Source organism: Microbulbifer pacificus, assembly GCF_002959965.1.
Taxonomy (GTDB): domain Bacteria; phylum Pseudomonadota; class Gammaproteobacteria; order Pseudomonadales; family Cellvibrionaceae; genus Microbulbifer; species Microbulbifer pacificus_A.
Genome location: NZ_PREV01000027.1, coordinates 1,219,379 through 1,242,615, shown reverse-complemented (window position 1 = coordinate 1,242,615; position 23,237 = coordinate 1,219,379). Strand labels below are relative to the sequence as shown.

Annotated in this window: 19 protein-coding genes and 1 tRNA gene; 4 read left to right on the top strand and 16 right to left on the bottom strand. The window is 59.5% G+C overall.

The window, feature by feature from the left end:
* Positions 1-9 precede the first annotated feature (9 nt).
* Entirely contained in the window at positions 10-423 is a 414-nt protein-coding gene (locus C3938_RS15995) for a secondary thiamine-phosphate synthase enzyme YjbQ (RefSeq protein ID WP_105104212.1), read from the top strand.
* Positions 424-442: 19 nt separating this feature from the next.
* Here the strand turns inward: C3938_RS15995 and C3938_RS15990 are convergent, their stop codons facing one another.
* The 5 genes from C3938_RS15990 to C3938_RS15970 form a co-directional block, all read right to left on the bottom strand.
* Entirely contained in the window at positions 443-778 is a 336-nt protein-coding gene (locus C3938_RS15990) for a TusE/DsrC/DsvC family sulfur relay protein (RefSeq protein ID WP_105104211.1), read from the bottom strand.
* A 6-nt stretch (positions 779-784) separates the two neighbouring features.
* Positions 785-1,063: a sulfurtransferase complex subunit TusB gene (tusB, locus tag C3938_RS15985; RefSeq protein WP_105104210.1), complete on the bottom strand. Its 279-nt coding sequence runs from the start codon at positions 1,061-1,063 to the stop codon at positions 785-787.
* Between the two features lies 1 nt (position 1,064).
* Positions 1,065-1,427, bottom strand: a complete 363-nt coding sequence (gene tusC / locus C3938_RS15980) for a sulfurtransferase complex subunit TusC (RefSeq protein WP_105104575.1) — start codon at positions 1,425-1,427, stop codon at positions 1,065-1,067.
* 4 nt (positions 1,428-1,431) lie between these two features.
* On the bottom strand, positions 1,432-1,824 hold the full coding sequence (gene tusD / locus C3938_RS15975; protein ID WP_105104209.1) for a sulfurtransferase complex subunit TusD: 393 nt from the start codon (positions 1,822-1,824) through the stop codon (positions 1,432-1,434).
* 75 nt (positions 1,825-1,899) lie between these two features.
* Positions 1,900-2,580, bottom strand: a complete 681-nt coding sequence (locus C3938_RS15970) for a Bax inhibitor-1/YccA family protein (RefSeq protein WP_105104208.1) — start codon at positions 2,578-2,580, stop codon at positions 1,900-1,902.
* 300 nt (positions 2,581-2,880) lie between these two features.
* On the opposite strand from C3938_RS15970, the gene C3938_RS15965 reads away from it, so the two are divergent.
* Positions 2,881-3,306, top strand: coding sequence for a beta-lactamase hydrolase domain-containing protein (locus C3938_RS15965; protein WP_158681735.1), 426 nt, complete (start codon positions 2,881-2,883; stop codon positions 3,304-3,306).
* On the opposite strand, the gene C3938_RS15960 is transcribed toward C3938_RS15965, so the two are convergent.
* The 8 genes from C3938_RS15960 to ycaC form a co-directional block, all read right to left on the bottom strand.
* Positions 3,303-5,864: an endonuclease/exonuclease/phosphatase family protein gene (locus C3938_RS15960; RefSeq protein ID WP_105104206.1), complete on the bottom strand. Its 2,562-nt coding sequence runs from the start codon at positions 5,862-5,864 to the stop codon at positions 3,303-3,305. The two genes, C3938_RS15965 and C3938_RS15960, sit on opposite strands and share 4 nt — an antisense overlap.
* Before the next feature lie 43 nt (positions 5,865-5,907).
* Entirely contained in the window at positions 5,908-7,188 is a 1,281-nt protein-coding gene (locus C3938_RS15955; RefSeq protein WP_105104205.1) for a glycosyltransferase, read from the bottom strand.
* A complete protein-coding gene (locus C3938_RS15950; RefSeq protein ID WP_105104574.1) occupies positions 7,185-9,428 on the bottom strand; it encodes a hypothetical protein in 2,244 nt (747 codons plus the stop codon). The genes C3938_RS15955 and C3938_RS15950 overlap by 4 nt, the downstream gene beginning before the upstream one ends.
* Complete coding sequence (locus C3938_RS15945) at positions 9,428-10,132, bottom strand: TVP38/TMEM64 family protein (RefSeq protein WP_233998955.1); 705 nt, start codon at positions 10,130-10,132, stop codon at positions 9,428-9,430. The genes C3938_RS15950 and C3938_RS15945 overlap by 1 nt, the downstream gene beginning before the upstream one ends.
* Before the next feature lie 242 nt (positions 10,133-10,374).
* On the bottom strand, positions 10,375-11,826 hold the full coding sequence (locus tag C3938_RS15940; RefSeq protein WP_105104204.1) for an alginate export family protein: 1,452 nt from the start codon (positions 11,824-11,826) through the stop codon (positions 10,375-10,377).
* Positions 11,823-13,469, bottom strand: a complete 1,647-nt coding sequence (locus C3938_RS15935) for an MFS transporter (protein ID WP_105104203.1) — start codon at positions 13,467-13,469, stop codon at positions 11,823-11,825. The genes C3938_RS15940 and C3938_RS15935 overlap by 4 nt, the downstream gene beginning before the upstream one ends.
* A 15-nt stretch (positions 13,470-13,484) precedes the next feature.
* The gene (locus tag C3938_RS15930; RefSeq protein ID WP_105104202.1) at positions 13,485-15,491 is read right to left on the bottom strand and encodes an amidohydrolase; all 2,007 of its coding nucleotides are present in this window, start codon (positions 15,489-15,491) and stop codon (positions 13,485-13,487) included.
* A 59-nt stretch (positions 15,492-15,550) separates the two neighbouring features.
* A complete protein-coding gene (ycaC, locus tag C3938_RS15925; protein ID WP_105104201.1) occupies positions 15,551-16,177 on the bottom strand; it encodes an isochorismate family cysteine hydrolase YcaC in 627 nt (208 codons plus the stop codon).
* Between the two features lie 181 nt (positions 16,178-16,358).
* On the opposite strand from ycaC, the gene C3938_RS15920 reads away from it, so the two are divergent.
* On the top strand, positions 16,359-16,637 hold the full coding sequence (locus C3938_RS15920) for a hypothetical protein (protein ID WP_158681734.1): 279 nt from the start codon (positions 16,359-16,361) through the stop codon (positions 16,635-16,637).
* A 76-nt stretch (positions 16,638-16,713) separates the two neighbouring features.
* On the opposite strand, the gene C3938_RS15915 is transcribed toward C3938_RS15920, so the two are convergent.
* The 3 genes from C3938_RS15915 to rne all read right to left on the bottom strand — a co-directional run bounded on the left by C3938_RS15915 (position 16,714) and on the right by rne (position 21,421).
* On the bottom strand, positions 16,714-17,994 hold the full coding sequence (locus tag C3938_RS15915) for an MgtC/SapB family protein (protein WP_105104199.1): 1,281 nt from the start codon (positions 17,992-17,994) through the stop codon (positions 16,714-16,716).
* A 109-nt stretch (positions 17,995-18,103) separates the two neighbouring features.
* Positions 18,104-18,191: transfer RNA gene (locus tag C3938_RS15910), tRNA-Ser, on the bottom strand.
* A gap of 116 nt (positions 18,192-18,307) precedes the next feature.
* On the bottom strand, positions 18,308-21,421 hold the full coding sequence (rne, locus tag C3938_RS15905; protein WP_105104198.1) for a ribonuclease E: 3,114 nt from the start codon (positions 21,419-21,421) through the stop codon (positions 18,308-18,310).
* An 852-nt stretch (positions 21,422-22,273) separates the two neighbouring features.
* Here rne and rluC point away from each other — a divergent pair.
* Positions 22,274-23,236, top strand: coding sequence for a 23S rRNA pseudouridine(955/2504/2580) synthase RluC (gene rluC, locus C3938_RS15900; protein WP_105104197.1), 963 nt, complete (start codon positions 22,274-22,276; stop codon positions 23,234-23,236).
* Position 23,237 lies beyond the last annotated feature (1 nt).

The following is a 23,237-nucleotide window of genomic DNA, read 5'->3' as shown; positions in this document are numbered from 1 at the left end:
GGAGGGATAATGGCGGTTGGACAATTGGATATTTCCGTGCCTGGGCAGGGGCTGCACGAGTTTACCGATATGGTGGAACACTGGCTGCAAGGCCAGATATTTTCTGGTGACGGTTTGTGTACTCTGTTTATCCAGCACACTTCGGCGAGTTTACTGATTCAGGAAAACGCGGATCCCAGTGCACGAGTGGACCTGGAAAACTGGTTGAACCGCCTGGTGCCGGAAAATGATTCGTTATATACGCACACCATGGAGGGTGCGGATGATATGCCCGCGCACATAAAATCTGCGCTTACTGCCAGCAGTCTTTCAATACCAGTCCACGGCGGTAAATTGATGCTTGGAACATGGCAGGGAATCTTTCTCTGGGAACACAGGCACCACCGCGGAAAGCGGCGGGTACTTGTGCACGTGAGCAGTTGATCATCCAGTGAACGCTGGCCTACAGACAGTTGGTCGGCTTGGGTAATCCCGCAATCTTGCTGCCAACCCTGGCGGGGCTCGGTGGAAACAGTTGCATCAGAAAAATACTGCGGCCTTTCTCCGGGCCCAGATGTTGGCCCACGTATTTGACCAACGGGCGCATCGCCGGTGACAGCTCGAACTCCCGGTAAAAATCCTGCAGCAGCCGGATTACGTCCCAGTGATCGTCCGTCAGTGCAATATTTTCCTGTGCGGCCAGCGCTTCTGCTACCTGCGGGCTCCAGTCGTCCAGATCGCGCAGGAAGCCCTCTTTATCCAGCGGAATTTCGCGGCCTTCGATCTTCAGATTTTCCATTGTGTATTACCGGAACCAGCTGACGACGGGGTTATGCTCGGTGCAGAGGGTGACCCAGCGGGCTTCATCGATACTTTCGACAGTGGCGGGAATGGAAACGCCACGCGCACGTGCGTCGGCAGTGAGACAGTAGGTGGCACCGGTGGGAAGTGCTGTTTGCCGGTCGGCGGCGGCGTAGACGCCGTCTTCAATCAGCAGCAGTGCGTCGCCGGGATGGAAGGCGTTCAGGCAATCCCGCAGGGCGCTGCCGGCGAACGGGGACTGGTTGACGATATGCAGGGTCATTTCAAAAACTCAGTACCTGGTCGAAGCCACTAATGAATTCGCCGGGCTGTTTCAGTATTTTCAGTTCCGCACCGGGGAGAGCCAGTTGTGCCGGATCGATACCGCGCTCCTGCAGACTGCGCTCGCACAGGTGCAGCGTTTCAACGCCGAACATGGGCAGCGCGGTCAGATTTCGACGCAGGTTTTTTTCTCCAATCTGCTGAGCGTCCTGATCCAGTAACAGGAATACCCCATCGTTGATCAGCAGTACCTCCGGAATCTGGTCCATTGCGGCGCAGGCAAGTACGGCTTCCAGCCCCTCGCGGGCGAGGGTATTGCCGTAGGGCGCATGGCGGCAGATAGCGAGGATGGATTTTCGGGGCATCGCATCAACCTCCAAACGTGACAACGCGGTCGCTGAGTGCCGCGGCTTCTGCCAACTGTCCGAGGCCGGCCAGTGCAAATCCGGCGGCCACATTCGCGGCAGGCTTTTCCAGGCGCCTGGCTTCACTGTCACTGAGCACCCCACGGCGCTGAGCGGCGGCGATACACAGGGTGAGATCGAGATCGTGCGCCTGCCGTAGTTGTTGCCACTGGGCGAGCAGATCCTGCTCATCCTGGGGGGGGGCCGCGAGCGCGCTGCCATTGTGAATGCCGTCGCCGTAGAAAAACACCCGGTAAATCCCGTGACCGGAGTCGAGCACGGCGCGGGCAAAACGCAGCGCGGTAGCGGCACTTTCAGAGGCGTGAGGGGCGCCGTAGACGACGAGGGTGAATTGCATCCGAGTAAATTTCTATTGCCGATAAAAAAATGCCCCGCGGAGCGGGGCACTGTTTGATCCTGTCGCGCGCGCTGATCAATCGTCGGAAGCGAAGCCGAAGATGTGCAGCAGGCTGGTGAACAGGTTCAGGATGTTCAGGTACAGCGAGGTGGTGGCCATGATGTAGTTGGTTTCACCGCCGTTTACGATACGGCTGGTGTCGTACAGGATGAATCCAGAGAACAGCAGGGCAATCACACCACTCAGGGCGACGCTGGCCAGCGGCATGTGTACGCCGAAGAAGCTGGCAATCATCATACCGAGGGCGCAGACCAGAACCGCGATCAGGCCGACAAACAGGAAGCCGCCCATGAAGCTGAAGTCTTTGCGGGTAGTCAGCACGTAGGCAGACAGTGCGAAGAAGATCAGCGCGGTGGTGCCCAGAGCCTGCATAACGACCTGGCCGCCACCGGGCAGGCCTACGAAATGATTCAGCATCGGACCCAGGGACGCACCCAGCAGGCCGGTGAACGCAAACACCACACCCACGCCGGAGGCGGAGTTGGCGGTGCGAGGCAGTACAAACCAGATCAGGGCCAGTGCGCCCAGGGAGCAGATCAGGCTCATGCCGCGGCCCATGCCGATGGCCATGGATACACCAGCGGTGACTGCGCTGAATAGAACAGTCATTGCCAGGAGTGCGTAGGTGTTGCGCAATACCTTGGCGGCCTCCGAGCGTTCCAGTACTCCGGACTGTGAATAAACTTGCGGCTGCATTAGCGTCTCCTGCTAGTGAACATAAAATCTTTCGGGATCATATAACCAGTGCTTTGGACCTTCAAGTAGGCACCGGGTTCGACCTTATTTGAAAACTTGGGGCAAAATAGCGTGTAAAACCGAGGATTGGAAATGAATTTGCCAAAAAGACCTTCAGTATTGTTTCTCTGTGCTTTCACTCTGCTTACAACCGCCTTGGTGGCCAGTGCGTCGAATGCGCAGGACGCCCAAACATCGCTGCCCCAGAGGTCAAAACAGGGATCAAACGTTCAAGTCCCGTCAGCGGATGAGATGGGGGCTGTGGTAGCGAATTACAATCGCCTGCGCCCGCAACTGGCCACTGGAGGCAGTATAGATCTTGATAAGGTGAGCGCCCTGAAACAGAAGGGCTTTCGCACGATTGTGGATCTGCGAACCCCGGAGGAGGGGACCGCGGAAGAAAAGGCGGTGGTTGAGGCGGCCGGTATGCGTTACATCAATCTGCCGGTCTCCGCGGGTGCGCCCTCCGATGCTTTGATCGCGGAGCTGGGAGAAATTCTGGCAGATACTTCAGGGGCGCCGGTGCTCTTGCACTGTGCCTCGGGCAATCGGGTGGGGGCCGTGTGGGCCATCTATCGCGTCAGAAAGGGCGCGCCATTGGAGACTGCACTCGAAGAAGGGCGTGCCGCGGGCATGCGCAGCGCCAGAGAGGCTCAGGTGCGTGAACTGTTGGGCACAGCGGATTAGTCGCGCGTTTGTTCGTGATCAGTGCAACGGAGTACGGGCACCTTGAGGTCAACAATCAGCGGCAGGTGATCCGAAGCCTGGCGAGTGAGTTCGCTGCGGGGTACGTGGATGCCATGGACCTCGAGTTCCGGGTCCACGAATACATAGTCGATACGAGCCTTCGGCAGCCGGCTGAAAAACGTGCCTTTTGGTTTATGACCTTTCAGCTTCAACTGCGTGTCGTCGAGAAATGCGGACATGCGCTTGATTTCCTGAGAACCCGGTAGCGCATTGAAGTCTCCTACCAGTATGCGTGGTCGCGGGCACTGCTCGCTGCCCATCCACTCCTTTCCTGTCAGCGCGTCGATCTGTCGCAGACGCTCCGCCTTGCTGAGCCCGAGATGGGTGTTGAACACCTGCACCTTGGTGCCGTGGAAGTCCACCTCTATCCAAAGCGCGCCCCGCGGCTCCGCGAAGCCGGGTAGCCGGGAATTGGTCGGTGGCCCGGGGAGAATATCTTTCTTGATCAGCCGCACCGGGTAGCAGGACATGATGGCGTCGCCGTAGCGTTCATCTTCCAGATGCATGGCCGGCTGGAAATGGCAGTCCATCGCCAGCAGGCGGGAAATCTGATGTGCCTGGTCGATGCCGCCCGTGCGCTGGCGCCGCACGTCCACTTCCTGCAGCGCCACAACATCCGGCGCGTACCGCGCAATCACTCTAGCAATGCGCTCCGGCGACAACTTGCCATCGGTGCCTTTGCAGATATGCACGTTGTAGGTCATCACCCGCAGGGTTTTGGTGACGGTGGCTTGTTCTTTGGGCGCCGATGCCACCGGGACGGCAGCGGAATCTGGATGCCGGGTGTGGGAAGCCGTTGACGAGACAACCGTGACCGGGGGGGGCGATTTAAGCTGACGTGCGGGTTGCGCGCGCAGAAATTTCAGCGCTGCATCACGTATATCCCTGGGGCGCCAGTGGCCCTTGCCATCCTCTGGAAAATGGATGTCGCCAGGCATCAGGGCAAACGCGTGCGTCTCGTTGGGCGCCGCACCGCCGTGGCTGCCGCACTCAATGGCAAAGGTGATGCTTTCGTGCCCTGCGCACCAGCCGCAGACGATGAAATCCCCGGCATCCGGGTGACGGCAGAGGTTGGCGAGATCCTCCACGGCCTCATCCGCAAAAGGGTGCTCTTCCCCCATGATCTTGCGACCGTCTTCGGGCAGGGAGAACGCGCCGTGACGCCACCAGCCGCGCACCTTGCGCACTTTTTTTCCGTCTGGCTGCACTTCCGTAGTTTCGGGGTCTTCGTACAGGACCATCGGTGCCCGGGTCTTCTCCACGATCAGACGGGCGACTTCCGCCGGTGGGGTATCCCTGCAATGGATGTTGTAGAGAAGGGCCAGTGGCCCCATGGCGGAGAGTGCCATGGGGGCTTCTCCATCCCGGTGTTTCTCGGGATCTTTGACCGGAAAGAGTTTCTGCACCCACTGGCCGCCAAACAGGCGGATACGTTGCAGCTGTATACCGTGGTTGCCACTGGCGCGATAGCCGCTGGGCTTTTGCGGCAGGTCGGAAAGCGCCTCACTCACGGCATCGGCGAAGCTGCGACCGTGCAGGGTTTCATAGGGGGTGCTGTCTTCCTGACCGTGGTCTGAATAGACCCACACATCGTAGTGGCGACGGGAGGAGCGGTGCGCAGCACGCCAGATGCGTCCGATGGCGTCGTCGATGCCTTTCAGTGTCCAGTGCGCAAATTTGGAGCTGGGGCCGCGGCGGTGTGACTGTTCGTCGTAGCCCAGAAAATTGATGTAGATCACCGGAAGGCCGCGGGCAATATCGATCTTGACGCCCACGGTGGATAATTCCCGCAGCAGGATGGTAATGCCTATACGAGTAGGGATGAACATCAGCTCGCGGATGAAATCCTGACCGTCGGTAAGGCCGCGGAAAAAATCCACAATCGACAACACCAGCTCCAGTAGAAGCAGCGCGCCGGTGCGGATCAGGCTCCAGATATTGGCCAGCAGTAACATCAGTAGCGCCAGCGGCCCCGCCTCCTTGAGAGAGGGACCCCAGCCCTGGGACGCGGGGCAGAAGTGAGCCTCGTCGTTGTCGGCACCAGCGCGAAATACGCTGACATAACAGCTACCGTGTTTCAGCAACGGCTCGCAACCGGCGTCGGTCAGCCGTTTTTCCACCTTGTTCGCCGCGTTGGATTCGTACATCCGCAGCATTTCCTGGGAGTCGGTGGACATAAACCCGAATGCCGGTACCGCCGCTTTTACACCATAGAAAATCTCCGCCTGCACCGCGGGGGTGGTAGCGGGCACGCCGGAATACATGTGATCCAGGTGGTAGTGTTCGCGCTCGATCAGGCGTTTCAGAAACGGCATCTTGCCTTCCGCGAGCGCGCGGTCGAGTTGCGGGCGAGCGAGACCGTCGACCTGGATCAGCACCAGTGCCGGTGCGTCAGGGTCACGTTCATTGATCTGTAACTTGAGCATCCGTGCCAGCCACTCGCTGCGGCTGATGCGGCGGCGCCATCGGCGCAGGGTGCTCTCGATACGGGTCATCATAGGGTTACGCCCACCTGTCCGTTGATCGACGTTATTGTGTGATTCACTTCTTCAGCGCATGGTCCCGGTCCAGTGCCGCGGTGGCGGCACTGGTGACGCCCTCGAGAATTTCCCACTGGGCGCCGATGGTGTTGCGCAGGCGCATCCACTGGGCATAGAGCGAATCGTCCAGTGGCCAGTGCTGGTGGACGAGCGACTGGTAGTGCTGCAGCGCGGATGCGGCGCAGTTTTCCATGGAAAAACGCTCCGCGGTCTGTACGGCGGCATGGCGCAGGTGCCGATACTCCTCTGGCTCGAGATCGTGAACCCACTGCAGGGCGGCCAGCATTTCCCGCGGGCAATGCTTCAGGACCAGACGACCATTGATGTGATCCTCCACCACCTCGCGGCTGCCGCTCGCATCCAGCGCCACCACTGGCACGCCGGCCGCCATGGCCTCCGTGAGCACCATGCCCTGGGTTTCACTGGTGGAGGAAAAACCGAAAACATCCATGGCGCTGTAGGCATCGCGCTGGGCTTCTCCCTGCAGGGTCCCCGTGAGGTGCAGGCGGGAGGAACAGCGCTGTGCTTCGAACTGGTCGGCTATGCGTTGTTGCATCGGACCAGAACCCACCAGCAAAAAATGAATGTCGTCGTTGCGGTGCATCAATTCGAGCACCACATTGGCCAGAAACTCCAGGTTTTTTTCTTCCGCCAGCCGCCCGAGGTGGCCGATCACAAATGCCGTTTCCGGAATGCCATACCGTTTACGCAGCGCGCCACCGTCGCCGTTGCGGTAGTGTGCCAGCTGCACGCCGGTCGGCACCACGGCAATGGGTTTCTTTACCCCGCGTTCACGCAGCAGGTCGGCGACGCTCTCGCTGGGGGCGAATACCATGCTCGCGAGATTTGCGTAGCGGGTGGCAAGCTCAATTACGAAACGCTTCAATGTCTCCGAGTCTGCGGGCACATAGTGGGTGTAGCGCTCATACAGCGTATGGTGGGTGAATATCAGCGGTAATTCCCGGCTGCGCGCGATGCGAAGGGCCGTCATGCCCAGCAGAAACGGGTGGTGGGAATGCACCAGATCCGGTTCAAAAAAATCGAGCCTTTCCGTCAGCTCACCGGAGAGCGGCAGCGCCACAGAAAAATCGCTGCCATTGAAATTCTGGATGGCCGGGATGCGTACTACGTCCAGTTCGTTGTCGATTTTTTCGGAAAATTCCGGCGCGACCACAAGTACGTGGTGCCCCTGTTTGCGATATTCCCGGCAGAAGGCATCGACGGATCGTGCCACACCGCCCACATGGGGCAGGTAGGTATTCGTGAGCATGACGATGTTCACTTGGGTTGCAGCTCCATCATTTCCACACCGGCTTCGGCAATTTCCGCGTTGTAGCCGAATGCGCGGACTTCAATGGTGGGCGCTTCCTTATGCCATTTCCCCGACCAGGAAATTCTCGGCTTTTCTCCCGGCGTGATTTCCAGCGAGATGGTTCCGAAATGGGTGGGTGCCGGTCCAAAGCGTATCGGCTTCTGCGCCGTGTTGTCGCTCAGCCACTCGGGTGGCAGTCCCGAAGCCAGAATCAGGCTGTCGCCTTCCTCGCGTACAAAACAGTTACGCTGCATGGTGACCCACTCCGCCGCCGCCCACGCGTGCTGCCCATCGCCCATACAACCACCGAAAGAGTGCGGGTGAATCGCCTCCGGCCACTGGCCGGTAGGCGAGGCGAGATTGGCCACATTGCGCATCAGCTCGATACAGCGCGGGTCGCCCGCACGCAGCAGGACCTGCGCCACATGAATGGTGAGATAGGCATTGATACCGGAGTGGATCATGTCCTGGAAGAAGCCGCCGGACACGAAACATTTTTCCTGTAGGAACTCCACCAGATCCAGAAGGCGCGGATCATTTTCCGGATAGAGTTTCAGCGGGTAACCGGCGGCGATGGAACCGATGGCGCCGGCATCCAGGCGGCGCTTGGGGGAGGCGGGCATGGCGGGGCGCTTGAGGCGCGCGGCACATTGCTGCAATGCGTCATCTACGGTAAGCAGGAAGTCATCCGCCTGATTCTGGAAGGTCTCTGCGTCCTGGGAATACCCCTCGCGCTGACAGATGGCCACGGCGGCCAGCTGGCCGCCAATACCCCAGAAGTCATCCCAGAAATAGCAGTCGTTCGGACCCAGGTGTTCGGCGCTGAAGCCGGCCGGTAGCAGACCACCGGTGAGGGTGCCATCTTTCGGCATGCGCTTGTTGTGAATCCACTGTGCGCCGCGCAGTACCGGGTCCAGCCATTCCGGTTTCAGTTTACTGCCGGTAATACGGCAGTACTGGTCGATGATCCACAGCGCCTCGCCGTTGGAATCCCATTCGCCATCCTGAGAGTGGAAGTACCCATCGCGCTTTTGCCGCGAGGGAAATCGTTCCAGCGCGCGCTCTGCGCGCTCCAGCAGTCCCGCGTGCAGCAGCGACTGGATCATGAACGCGGCGTCGCGGAACCAGAAGCGTTTGTAGGTATAAGGCCCGGGGTAAACGTCGTAGGGCGAGTGCAGGATCAGGGTGCGCACGGCAGCGTCGTAAAGAAACTGCAGCTGTGTGTCGGGCACGGACATGGCGCAGTGTCGTTCGAGATTCTGCTTCCACCCGGAGGGGGCGTTGCCGCTGGTGAGCTTGCAGCGCTGAGGAATTTTTACCAGGGTATCGACGGATTTTCCGGGTTCCAGACGAAACAGCGCAGCTGCCGTGGCCATGCCCACATCGCACTCCGCATGATTTTCATTGCCCTCGTCCCGCAGGTAGAGGGCGATGTCGCCCCGGCGGTAATCCGATGCGTGGTGGCGATCCACCGGGCGGTCGAAGAAAATCCGGTCCTTGCCGTCGATCAGCCAGCGGTCGCGATTCTGGTCGAGTGCGACCTTGTTGATAAAGGCCACACCCTCGGGGTTGCAGGGGCGGAGTGCCACCACCAGCCAACCGCCGGTGTTGTGCTGCGCCTGCACCTGTAGCAGGCAATTGTTGTTGCGCTCGTCCAGCTCTGCCCACACGCGGCTGGAAAGGGTCGCCTGCTCGGATTGCGCTTCTGTCACGACGGCCACGCCATCCTTCAAATCCAGACGCTGGGTGACGTGTTTGTGCTGGGAGGGATACAGATCCAGACCGTCGTCGCCGATGACCCAGCTGTCGATTGACCAGCCATCATAGTGGGGTGTGAGCAGTCCGCGAGGGTCGACAATCGGCATTTCCTCACTGCCCGGAACTCCGACCGCCGTCCAGTTGCGATGGCTCAGGTTGCAGTGTGTGATGGAAAACGCGCGGGGGATGAACGCTACATCCGCCGGGTCGAACTGGCGCTCGATCCAGTAGGGCCACACCCAATCCAGATTGTGCTGGATCACCTTGCTGTTCATCAGCGCGCGGGCGTGGAAAATAACCCCGGCGCGCAGCAGCTCGATGGGTTCACTGACCTCCGAGGGCTCGGCGAAACGCTGCAGGCGGGCCATGACCGCGAGGGGATCGAGGAATCCGTGCGCGGTGGCGAATTTGCGCACGAAGAACCGCCAGGGAAGCCATTTCATCCAGGGCATCATTGTGCTCCTTCGTCGATTTTTTTCCTCAGCGCGCGACGGGCCATGCGTGTCAGGCCGATAATGGCCACGACGGCGAGTGCAAAGCCAATGCCGTACAGCGTCCACTCTGTTGTTGTCCGCTCCGCGCGCTCACTGCCGATGCTGGCGAGATCCGCAGCGATCGACCCCACATATACGTTGTTCACCGTGATGGGGATGACGCCGATAAAGGTACCGATAACAAAGTCGCGAAATTTGAGTGGCGTCAGGCCGAAAAAATAATTCGTCAGCTTGAATGGGAACAGCGGCACCATACGCGTGAGCATGATCATGCGCCAGCCTTCATCGCGCACAATCTCGCCGAGATTGTCCGGTTTGATTTTTGACATCACCCACGCCGAGGTGCGCTGGCCAAACAAGTATCGGGCGATGAGAAACGCCATTGCCGCGCCGAGTGTCGTGCCCAGTACCACATAGATCGTGCCTTTGATCACCCCGAACACAAAGCCCGCGCCCATGGTGAATATCACCCCGGGGAACAGGAAAACGATGGCCACCGCGATCACCAGGGCGAACCAGATGCCCGCCTGCCAGCCCAGGGTGTCCATCCATTGCATCAGCTCGATCAGGCGGTCATCCAGATTGAAATAATGCAGGATCGCCAGTACTACAGCGACTGTAGCGACACTGACGAGGACCAGCCAAATAGGGGAAAACTTCACGCGGCTACTTTCCACATTCGTCCACAGACATCCACCGTTGCCTGAGCATGCCAAAGAGTTTCGGCGCCTCACTTTAGACTAGTCAATCGCGTGACGGCAGGGGGGAAAGGAAATCCCACGCAGGATGCCTCACTCTGATTATTTCAATTCGCTATATGACAGGGCGCCTGCGACACTCCACTGCGCAACTATTTAAAGCAGTGCAGGTTAAAGCTGTGCGGGTGATTCGAGGATCAGTGCCGTCAAAACCGATATTGCAGCGTCAATTCAGTGAAGTTGAGATCTTGGTGGGTGCCGGTCTGCTCAAGGAATGCCTCGGGTTTGCCGAACGTCTGTATGGCGGTAAACACCAGTCCGCGGGATAAGGTGTACTCCAGTGTCATGGACAGGGTCGTCGCTGAGAAATGGGCATCGCTGCCACCGGGGTAGCGAACGATCTGACCACTGGGGCTGTACAGGCCATCGGCGGTTTCCAGGCGCCAGAACAAATTGAGATCGGCCGTGAGAGACAGGTTCGGGCAGGGAAGAGCATTGACGAACACGTGGAAGTTGTAAAAATTACGCGGCCCCAGAACCGCGGCCTCCGAGAAATAATTGCCGCGGGGAAAGAGGGGGTTGAAGGTGCCCAGTTCGCGGTCCTCCGGATCGTCATCCCCACTGGCTATGTTGATGCTGAATCGCAGCTCCGGTTGCCAGGGCAGGTCGGTATAGTGATACCCGGTTTCGGTAGCCAGCGTCCATGCCGCTATCTCTCCACCCGCAAACGTACCCGACTGATAAAGCGTTTCCCAGTTCCAGCGCCAGTTTCCGGATTCTCCCCAGTAGCGCGCGCCGAAGGAATTGCGCTCCTCACGCCCACTTCCCTGTACGTACAGCGCGTCGGTATCCCGATATCCCAGGTAGTAGATATCCAGATTGCCGGGCGCGGTATACGGGCGCTGAATGGTCGCGTAGGCGCCCCACAGGGACAGTCGGCCGCTGCTTTCGTCATCAAAGACACCCGGGTTATCGGTGCGTGGGTGCACGGCCAGCAGGTCCAGGCGCCACTTCTCAACATCGTCGAACAACACTCTGCCACCGTCGAAGGTGCGCCGGACATTGGGCCCTTCGCGCACATCAACCAATCGCCCTGAACCCAGCACGATTTCCTGTCGTCCGGGGCGCAGAATAAGACTGTTTTGGTCGCCCGCGGGAACGTGGAAATCCAGGAACAGGTTCTGCCACTCGAGCTGATTTTCATCGACGGGACTTGGGCCCTCCGCACGCCCGGACTCCAAGGCACTGTTGAGCTGCCCGAACAGCCGCACATACGGGTTCCAGTGCAGGTCGGCCAGCAATACGTAGCGCTGGAACCAGACACCGTGGGGGTCCTGCGGGGCCTGCCCATAAGTGGGATTACTGGTGTATTCGTAGCGCTGACGGATTTCTCCGCCGAGGTTTACATAGCCGCCGGCGTTGTTGTCCAGTGGAATGGCTTTCCAGCATGCCGGCCAGCAGGATGACCTGGGTTGAGTAAGCAGTGACGCGTAGTCTTCATCAAAGCGCAGTTTTTCGAGTGGGGGCAGATCTTCAGCTTCGGCGCTCGCCACCGTCGGTGTGAGCGAAATCGAGATCGGCATTACCAGCCGTGCGACAACCGCCACAGACAGAGGGAGAACCGGCTGGCGCCAGATTTTCCGGGTTACCTCCGTCATTTCAGGGTGCCATCGGCACAAGCGTTATTTCGCACCGCGCGCCGGCTTGGGTCTGGCGCCAGCCGATGGATCACGATTGGTGCGGTACCCGGGCGCTGATACTGGAGCACGCGCTGTTGTATTTCGCTGTCGAGTACGGATGTCCGTTGGTGATGACGCAGGTGGGCGACCCAGGATTCTTCGATGAAATATTCCAGCATGCGCCCCGGAATGGCGACGTCCTCAAACAGTCCCCACGCGTAGGCGCCATGGCGCTCGCGCGACGCCTTCAGTGGGCGTATGGCATCCACGAAGGGTGCGGTATCGCTGGGATCGATCTGGTATTCCACGGTAACCATCACCGGTCCCCGATCCAGTGCAATGTCCTCGGCTACCAGCGGTTGCGGCCAGTAACCGCTGGGGGAGTGGTCCAGCGCGTCTCCCTGCAACAATTTGAAACGCCAGCTGAGCAGTGCCGCGAAAATTGCGCCGGCGGCAGCGATCAACTGGGTGGTGGGGATACCGAGTCTGGTTGCCACTTGCCCCCAGACAATACTGCCGAGTGTCATGGCACCAAAAAAAATCGTGATGAAGATGGAGAGTCCGCGGGCGCGTACCCAATCGGGGAGGGCGAGTTGCGCCGACACGTTCAGGCGTGACAGAACGGTGATCCAGCAGGCACCCGCGAGCAGGCTCGCGGCAATCACGGCGTCCGGGCGCTTCACCAGCGCCAGTACGGCAAGTACCAGCGCGGTACCCAGTGTTCCCATGGCCACCAGATGATCGGGAGAGAACTTCTTCGTCAATGTTGGGAGCCACATCGCGCCGGCCACGGCACCCACGCCAACAGCGCCCAGGATGAATCCGTAAAGCTGTGGTCCTCCATTCAACTCTTGCCGCGCAACCAGCGGCAGCAGTGCCCAGAATGCGCTGACAAACAGGAAAAATGCAACGGCGCGGATCAGCGTTGAACGCATCGCCCGGCTCGCGCGTACGTAGCGCACTCCGGCACGCATGGCGCTGAAGAACCGCTCCGCGGGCAGATCGCCGGGCACTGAGGGAGGCGGTGTCCACCAGCGCAGCGCGGCCACCACGACCAGAAAGCTTAGGGCGTTGATCAAAAAGGGCCAGGCAATACCGATCGCCGCAATAATGGCGCCGGCCAGTGCGGGCCCGATGGCGCGACTGATGTTGATCCCCACTCCATTGAGGGCAATGGCAGACTGGAGGCTTGCGCGCGGTACCAGCTGAGGCACGATGGCCTGCCAGGCCGGTGCAACAAAGGCGGCGCCGGCGCCATTGAGGAAGGTGAATAGCAGGAGCAACCAGGGTGTGATTTTCCCTGCCGTGACCAGAATAGCGAGCGCCAGTGTGTTGATAAACAGCAGTACCGTCGCGGTCATAAGCAACCTGCGCCGGCTGGTGAGGTCCGCCAGCGCACCGGCGGCCAAAGCGAACAGGAACACGGGAGCGCTGGTCGCCGCCTGCACCAGGGCAACCATCAGCGGCGACGGCGAGAGTGATGTCATTAGCCATCCGGACGCGACATCGTGCATCCAGGTGCCCACATTGGAAATCACCGTCGCCAGCCACAACACCGCAAAGGCGCGGTGCCGGAAAGGGGCCCAAGGCGAGCCGGGTTCCGTTGTTTTACCTGCGACCATGAATGTACCCGCCGTTCAGAATGCGAAGCAGGAGCATCCGAGCACGCCCCAGAAATCCCGCGGACTGCCCACGGGTATCGGTGAGTTCCAGGCGATCTGGTGATTGTGTCCGTGGAGCGCACAGGTACTTGCGCAACTGTCGTGGCAGGCACGCTGGGTTGCACCGCTCCGGAGCGGCGCCCTGGCCTGGCGCATGGCCGGCGAGGGCTCGCTGCGCACGGGGCTCCAGCCGGGGCTTGCCGGTGGCAGAGGGGGATCAAAGCGCGAAAACGGACCGGCGGCATACACGATGTTGCCGCCGACAATAGTGAGTTCGGAAATGATCTGGCGAATGGCATCGTCACTGACCTTGAAATAGTCCTGCGCGAGCACCGCCAGATCGGCGTATTGCCCGGGCCTGAGGGTACCTTTTACCTTGTCTTCGCCCGAGAACCACGCGGAGCCCGCCGTCCACAGGCGCAGCGCGGTGGCACGATCGAGAATGTTTTCGCGGTCGTAGAGTGACAGGCCGCCGACGGTTTTGCCGGTGGCCATCCAGTAGAGCGCCGTCCAGGGATCATAGGAGGCAACCCGTGTGGCGTCGGTGCCGGCACCGACCGGTAGATCCATGGCGAGCATTTTTGCGATGGGGGGTGTGGTTTTCGCCGCATCCGCTCCGTAGCGGTCGACGAAGTATTCCCCCTGAAACGCCATGCGGTGCTGGGTGGCAATACCGCCGCCGAGCGCCTTGATGCGCTCCATATTGCGTTCGCTGATTGTTTCCGCATGGTCGATGATGAAACGTGTCTTGAATGGCGTCTTGCCGTTCACCCGTTCAAACAGGGTGAGAAACCGGTCGATGGATTCGTCGTAGGTGGCATGAATGCGAAATGGCCACTCGTTTTCCGCCAGCAATGTAACAATGGGTTCCAGCTCCTTCTCCATCGTAGGGGCAAGATCTGGGCGGGGTTCGAGAAAATTTTCGAAATCAGCCGCGGACCAGGTCAGGTTCTCGCCGCCGCCATTCATCCGCAACATGGTGGAACCGGCACCGGGCTCCGTCATGGCGACCCAGCGCTCGTAATCACTTAACTCCGAGCCCGCCTTCTGTGCAAACAGGTTATACGCGATGCGCACGGTGAGCTGGTTGTCGCGGTCGAGCTTCTGCACAACCTCATAATCATCGGGGTAATTCTGGCCGCCGCCGCCGGCATCAATAACCGAGGTGATGCCAAGTCGGTTCATTTCGCGCATGTAATGGCGTGTGGAATTGATCTGGTCCTGCAATGGCAGCTTTGGCCCCTTTGCCAGGGTGGAGTAGAGAATCAACGCGGATGGCTTGGCAATCAACATCCCGGTGGGCTCGCCCTTGCTGTCCTTCTCGATGACACCGCCGGGAGGATTGGGTGTATTCCGATCGATACCGGCTGCCTTGAGAGCGGCGCGATTGAGCAGCGCATGGGCGTAGAGGTGGAGAATGAACACGGGGGTATCGGGCGCAGCCTGGTTGATTTCCGCCAGTGTTGGCATACGTCGTTCAGCAAACTGGAATTCCGACCAGCCGCCAACGACGCGAACCCACTGCGGTGCCGGTGTGCGCTCTGCCTGGTCTTTCAACATCCGCAGCGCATCGGCGAGAGAGGGGACATTCTCCCAGCGCAACTCCATGTTGTAATTCAGCCCACCGCGGATCAGATGTGTGTGGCTGTCATTCAAGCCTGGGATGACCCGTTTGCCGCCGAGATCGATTACCTGTGTCTCGCCGCCGGCGAGTGCCATGATGTCTCTGTCGTTGCCGATGGCCTGTACCAATCCCTTCTGCAGAGCAATCGCCGTGACTTCCGGTTGCCTGGGATCGAAGGTTGTGATGACACCGTTGCGAAGAATCAGATCTGTCACAGCACTACCCGTGGATTCCGATGCCTTTCCCGCAAGCGGTCCCAACAGCGTCAGTGCGCCAAAGGCCGCAGAGCCTTTGATGACCTGTCGACGTGTCGGGCCCGCAATGCCTGATTCAACTTCGCGTTCGGGTGAGTCAGACATATGTTTGCTTCAATGACCTTTTCCAGACGATGACCGAAGGGGTGCGGATCACCGCGGGACTACTTTGAACTTGTCACGGTGTTATAGCTCGTCATCAAATTCCGATAGTCGGGAATATGATTGCTGAAAAGCGTCCCCAATCCTTCGATGTCATTGCGCCAGTCCCGGTGCAGTTCACCTGCAACTCCAAACCAGGTCATAAGCTGAGCACCAGCTGCAGCCATACGGCTCCATGCTGAGTGACGGGTCAGCTCATCAAATGTTCCGGAGGCATCGGTCACCACAAAAACGTCAAACCCTTCTTCAATTGCCGAGAGCGTGGGAAAGGCCACACAAACCTCGGTGACAACACCGGCAATAATTAACTGCTTTTTGCCCGTTGCTTTCACCGCAGCCACAAAGTCTTCATTGTCCCATGCATTGATCTGACCCGGCCGGGCAATATAGGGAGCCTTTGGGAAACGTTCTTTCAGTTCAGGCACTAAGGGGCCATTGGGGCCGTCCTCAAAACTGGTGGTCAGGATTGTGGGGAGTTTGAAATAGGCAGCACAGTCCGCCAGCGCCAGTACATTGTTCTTGAATTTGTCCGGGGAGATATCTCTTACCAGCGACAATAGACCGGCTTGGTGGTCCACGAGTAAGACGGCAGCGTTATCTTTATCCAAACGTATATATGGGGGTTTCATTTGGTGACCTTGTGTTTGATCCAGATTCGGGAATGGCAATTCAATCGTTACTGCGTTGCGCGGAGCGTGCGGTAAATGGGCAGCAACAATTACTGATTCGAGTGTCGTGCATACGCACGAGCTTCAGCCTAGCAGACACTAGGGTTACTGCTTTGGAATTCAAAACGTGGGGAAGACAATCATGCGACTTTTGATGCAAATCGTGATTCCGGTAGAAAAGGGCAATGCGGCCGCCAGCGATGGCAGCCTGCAGAAGGCGTTTGATGACTTTGTAACGGAAGCCAAGCCGGAAGCAGCCTATTTTTTTCTCAGGGAAGGCAAGCGGGCCGCGTTTTTTGTGTTTGAGGAAGAGAGCCAGAAAAACCTGATTGCGCACAACGAAAAAATGTTTGTTGCGCTGGATGCGGAGATCAGTATCCAACCGGTCCTGAGTCATGGGGAATTGAGTGAACAGCTCTGATTGACGGTGAGACCAGCCTTGAACGTTCACCTAAGCCAAGTGTGCGCTGATTAAACGGGGGCGTGAACAGTCTCCATTACTCGGGCCAAAGGCACAGCACAGCCAGCCCCGCAGCGAAGGGAACCGTAAACAGCAGTAATACCCAGCGAAACAATGCAAGTCCTCCGAGAACGCCGGCGGCGCCAGCCTTGAATGCCAGGTTGGCGAGGCTTGCGATGACCATGGAGCGCCAAGCGGTGCTCACCTCCATGCCACCTTGGGCCGCGAGGTTGGCGGTCGACAGGGTGATGGCATCGACATCGGTGAAACCGGAAATCAGCGCGACCACGTAGATTCCCTGATTGCCGAAATAGTCCTTGGCCGCGGCGATGGCGAGGGTGACCAGGGCATACAGTGCGCCGAAAATCAGCGCTGGTTTCAGCTCTGCGGGGTTACCCGGTTCCGGCATGGAGTCCTCCCGCTGCCGAATGCGGAGGTAGGTGAGGGCGCAGATCACCAGGCTAATGGCAAATAACATGCCGAGTGGCGGTAAGAACGCTGTCAGCTTTCGCGGTGCTACCACCGCGATCTCCACGAATATACGGAGGAACATGGTGGTCGAGGCAATCAGTATCACCAGTGCCGACAGCCCTACGGCTTTTTTCTGATTGCGTGCCAGGCGCGCGTAAGTGACGGTCGTGGCGGTGGAGGAAATCAGTCCGCCGATCAATCCCGAGAGCAGGGTACCGGCACGGGCTCCCACCGTTTTGTAAGCCGCATATCCGCCGAGGCCAATGCCGACAATCAAGACCACCAGCAGCCAGATGGAAAAGGGGTTGAGCACGTCATATGGGCCAAAAGTGCGATTGGGCAGTACCGGCAGAATAATCAGAGACAGCACAGTGAACTGCATGATGGAGCGCAGATCTTTTTCCGAGAGCTTTTCCGCGAAGGCGTGCATGCCCGGCTTGAAATGCAGCAGTACCGCAATGGTCCCGCCCACCACCACCGCCACGGTTTTGTCGCCAAGTACGATAAACGCCCCCAGCAAGTACACCAGCAGTGCACTGACTTCCGTGGTGATGCCGGTATAGTCGTCGTTACCCCGCAGGCGCTCCAGATTGCCGAGCAGTATCAGTACGGTCATGGCGATCAGGCCTGTAACCATCAGCCAGCTGATCTCCGGCGCGCGACTGAGGTGCGCCGTCAGTGCGCCGAACAGGGCAATCAGCGGAAAGGTGCGGATCCCGCCGAGTCGATCGCTGGTGCGCTCACGCTGAAGGCCGATCAGCAGGCCGAGACCCAGCGCAATCGCAAACGCGAGAATGCTCTCCGAGTCGAGAATAGGGGGAGGATGTGCCGAATTGTCCGGGGCCATGGTGATGTGAGGTTTTGCTTGTCACATCAGTGTAGTGGAGGGGGCACAAAGTCTGCCCCAGCAGGAACTACCAATAAAAAAACCCGGCATAAAGCCGGGTTTTTCAGTATGGCGGAGGGGGTGGGATTTGAACCCACGGAGCTGTTACACTCGCCGGTTTTCAAGACCGGTGCTTTAGGCCACTCAGCCACCCCTCCAAATTGTTGGCGCATTATATCGGACTGTTTTTCCGGTACAAGAGCGCAGACAATTTTTTTAAGGAAGTTCAATGGGTTAGCTGCATTTTTAAGCAGCCAACCCATATTCCATTCCCTTAGCCTGCTTCCGCAGAGTCAGATCCCGCTTCCATTGTCGCATCGCGTTTGACACGGGGGTCATTGGCGGGGCGCTGTAGCGGGCGCGGGTTATGGGTGATGTTTGCAGGCTGAGCTGTGTCCAGTGGGCGCAGCTCGCCGATTTCCGGACGCGCGGTAACGACAGCGAAATCAACCAGTGGCTTGGGATTGATTCGCGGGTCGTTGCTGGCGCGGCCAGGCTGGCGCTCGGCGGCAGCCGGTGCGGTAGCAGTTTGAGTGGCAGTAGCTTCCGGTTGCTCTGCTGAAAGCGCTTCCGCAGGGGCTTCTTCCACCTTGCCGGCTGTTTCAGGTTCGGTCTGTTCAACGGCCGCAGGTTCCTTCGCTTCCTCTTTTACGGCTTCCGCTTCAACGACTTCGGTCGCTTGCGTTTCGACGACGGCTTCCGCAGGGTGAGCCGCTTCAGAAGTGTCCGCGGTTGCTTTTGGCGCGACTTCTTCAGCAGCTACCGGTGCAACTTCCTCGGCAGCGACATCCTGAGATTCGGCCGCAGGGGCCTCAGTTTCCACATCAGCGATGCGTTCTGCGAGCTCGGCCGCAGGCCTCTCTGCGGATTTCTTCTCAGATTCAGAGGCTTTTGCTATCGGTGCTTCCACCGCAGGTTCGACAGCGGCAACCTGGGGCTTGGCGTCGGCCCAAGGATCGCGTTTACGCGGCTGCTCTTTTTCAGCGACCGGGGTGTCGGTTGCGGCTTTCTCGGCACGCTCAGCCTCGACACGCTCCGCGCGCGCCGGCTTGGCGGCAGTTTCGCGCTCGGCGTTGTCGATGGCCTCATTGACTTCGCGGTTCAGGTCCTGCTGTTCGCTGTCGACACTGTCTGCTTTATCGCTGACATCCGTGCTGTCGCCGCGACGGCCGCGACGACGGGGTTGCGGGCGTCCGCGCACATTGCTCGGGCGGCGCGCCGGACGCTGCTGGTCGTCATCGGAATCCGCGGTTTGCGCCTCGCTGTCGAGGTTGAGGTTTTCCGCTTCCGCTGCACTTGGCTGCTGTTCGCGACGATCGCCGCGGTCGCCACCGCGACGTCTGCGGTTGCGGCGCTGGCCGTCGCGCTGATTCTCGCGGTTGTCCTGGGCGCTGTCGCGAGAAGTGTCACGAGCGGTTTCCGTTTCCTGGCGACGCTCGGCGGGTGCGCTTTCTTCACGATTGCGGTCATCGCGGTTTCTGTCGTTGCGACGGGAGCGGTTGTCGGACTTGCGCTCTTCGCGCTCATCGCCGGCCTGTTCGTCGCGGCGACCACCGCGATTGCCCCGGCTGCGTCCGCGGCCACCGCGCTGGTTATTGCGGTTGCGCTGCTGTTGGTAATTCTTGCCGCGACCGGTGGTTTTCTTGTGCTTGCCATCGGACTCTTTTTCTTCACTGCCGCTGAAGAGAGAGGCAATGGCGCTGATCAGGCGACTGAACAGTCCGGGTTCGGACGGGGCCTCTTTTCTCACCTTCGGTTTGGCCACCGGCGTCGGGGCGGGGGCGGTGTGAGCAATCTGCTGCACTGCGGGCTGGGCCGCAGTCGGCGCACGCAAAGGTTCTTCTTCGCGGTTCTTGTTGACCGTTTCCTCGATGGTGCCCGAGATCTTGTAGGAGGTCTCTACGGTCGCGGAATCGTCGTCGCGCAGGCGCAGTACTTCGAAATGCGGGGTTTCCAGATCGGCATTCGGTACCACCACAACGCGGGTGTGGTTGCGCGCTTCGATGTTGGAAATGGCTTTGCGCTTTTCGTTAAGCAGGTAGGTCGCCACATTCACCGGAGTGATCGCGCGAATCTCTGCACTGCGCTCTTTCTTCGCTTCCTCTTCCACCAGTCGCAGGATGGACAGGGCGAGGGACTTGGTGCCGCGAATGGTGCCCTGGCCGCTACAGCGGGGGCAGACACGGAAGGTAGTTTCGCCCAGGGACGGACGCAGGCGCTGGCGGGACATTTCCAGCAGGCCGAAACGGGAGATGCGGCCTACCTGTACCCGTGCGCGGTCCATGCCGAGCGCTTTTTCCATACGCTTTTCGACTTCGCGCTGGTTCGACTTGTTCTGCATGTCAATGAAGTCGATGACCACCAGGCCGCCCATGTCGCGCAGGCGCAGCTGGCGGGCGATTTCATCCGCGGCTTCCAGGTTGATGGTGCGCGCGGTTTCCTCAATATCCCCGCCTTTGGTGGCGCGGGAGGAGTTGATGTCGATGGAGACCAGGGCTTCGGTAACGTCGATAACGATGGAGCCGCCGGAGGGCAGTTTCACTTCGCGTTCGAATGCCGTCTCGATCTGGCTTTCAATCTGGTAGCGATTGAACAGCGGAATGTTGTCTTCGTAGTACTTCACCTTGTTGGCGTAGTTCGGCATCACCTGACGGGCGAACTCGGCGGCCAGCTGGTAGGCACCTTCTTCATCGACGATGACTTCGCCAATGTCATCGCGCATGTAATCGCGGATGGCGCGGATGATGACGTTGCTTTCCTGGAACAGGAAGTGGGGCGCCTTGGCTTCGTCCGCTTCCTTCTTGATCGCGGTCCACAGTTGCAGCAGGTAGTTGAGGTCCCACTGCAGTTCTTCACCGCTGCGGCCAACGCCGGCGGTGCGCACAATGATGCCCATGCCGGAGGGTACTTCAACATCAGAGAGCGCGTCGCGCAGGTCGCTGCGTTCTTCCCCTTCAATACGACGGGAAATACCGCCAGCGCGGGGGTTGTTGGGCATGAGCACCAGATAGCGGCCGGCGAGGCTGATAAAGGTGGTCAGGGCGGCGCCCTTGTTGCCGCGCTCTTCCTTGTCCACCTGGACAATGACTTCCATTCCCTCTTTGACCACATCCTTGATCTTGATGCGGCCTTCGATGTCTTTGGGCTGCTTGTTGAAGTATTCGCGGGAGATTTCTTTCAGCGGCAGGAAGCCGTGGCGCTCTGCACCGTAGTCGACAAAGGCGGCTTCAAGAGAGGGTTCTACGCGGGTGATTTTGCCCTTGTAGATGTTGGCTTTTTTCTGTTCGCGGGTACGGTTTTCGATATCCAGGTCATACAGCCATTGGCCGTCGACCAGTGCAACGCGCAGCTCTTCGGGCTGGGTTGCGTTGATCAGCATTCTCTTCATGCGTTTGTTTTTTCCTTGCGTTACGCAAAGGCAAAACACCGCTGAAGCTCGCAGGCTTTGGTGGTACGGCGGTGAAAGGGGGTGTCCCGCGTTCACGGCAGTGTGTATGCGCGCCGTACGGGGCCACCTTGTGGGCACCTGCGGACGTCATACTTTGTTAACTCCGGATACCCGTTCTCGTTTGGTATCCGTTCCTGCCAGTCCGGCCTCGTTTAGTTCCCGGGCGGGTCCTGGCTGCCTGCCGGGTAGGGCAGACATGGGTTACATCGCTTTTGGCTCCGGGGCCGGCTCGTGGCTGGGCCCTGGTGGTCATATCTAGTTGTTACCGGGGTGCGAGGATGGCATCAGGCATCGTTGCAGGGGCCGGGGGCCAGTTCGGTCGCTGGCGGATTGTTCTCGGAGCGAGATGTAACGAATCGAGTTTGTTCCAAGCGCTGCGGGCGTCAGCCCGTCTTACCTTCGCAAAAATCCCGCTATGTGCGGGGTCAGGTCGGCGAGAGCTTCAGGGGTGGCTCATTTTAGCCTCGTTCCCTTGGTGCAATCTTTGGCGCTATCTCGCGATATGCCTTTTGACGCGCTCTCGAAGTGTCTCGCCGACAGAGTTTTGTTGATAACGCGGTTTTCCGCGCACCGGCCCGACTGGCGGTATTTTCTCAAGAGCGGCACCTGAGTTTTTGTATAGCAGAAAAACCGTGCACCGCCGAAAACCAGCCCCAATTCAGGCCGGCCGAATATACCACGGGGTATGGACAGCTTCAATTGCGGCGCTTTAAAAGGGCAGAGCATGGGGCTATCATGCGCCCGGTATTGCAGTAACCCTCCCGTTTCCACCTCCCAGGTCGCCATTCCTCCATGAGTACTGATCAGTCGCCATCGCCCAAGGGCTCCGGTGTGCAATTTTTTACCGTTCCCGAAGAGCTGGCGGGGCAGCGTATCGACAATTTTTTGCAGGCCCGCCTCAAGGGGGTGCCGCGCTCGCGCATCTATCGAATCCTGCGCAAGGGTGAGGTGCGAGTGAATAAGGGGCGAGTGAAGGCGGAGTATCGGCTGCAGGGTGGTGATCTGGTGCGGGTGCCGCCGATCCGTATGGCCGAAGAGTCGGCGCCGGCGGTTGCCGGTGATTCCCTGCGCAAGGCGCTGGAAAGTGCAATCCTCTTTGATGAGGGCGGGCTGCTGGTGGTCAATAAGCCCGCCGGGCTGGCCGTGCACGGTGGTAGCGGTGTTCGCCTGGGGCTGATTGAAGCCCTGCGTCAGATGTATCCGGAAAGTCCGTTTATGGAGCTGGTGCACCGCCTAGATCGCGATACCAGTGGTGCGATTCTTGTAGCGCGCAAGCGCGCCGTGTTACTGCACATTCAGTCTGAGTTGCGCGCGGGCAAGCTCGGCAAGTCCTATCTGGCGCTCGCGGCGGGCAAGTGGCCACGCGGACGCAAGATTGTCGAAGCGCCGCTGAAGAAGAATACCCTGAAAAGTGGTGAGCGCATGGTGGTGGTGGATGGCGCGGGCAAGCCGTCGACGACCCGCTTCCAGGTGGAGGAGCGCTTCAATGGCGCGACCCTGGTGTCTGCTGAACCGGTTACCGGGCGCACCCACCAGATTCGAGTGCATGCGCAGTTTGTCGGCTGCCCGCTGGCGGGGGATGTGAAGTACGCACCGGACGAGGTCAATAGTGCATTTCGTGATCAGGGGTTGAAGCGGCTATTTCTGCACTCCGCCGGTGTGCGCTGCACCTTGCCGGACGGCAAGAGGGTCGACGTGAAGGCGTCGCTGCCGCCGGAGCTTGAGGCGGTACTGGTCAATCTGCGTCGGGCGTGAC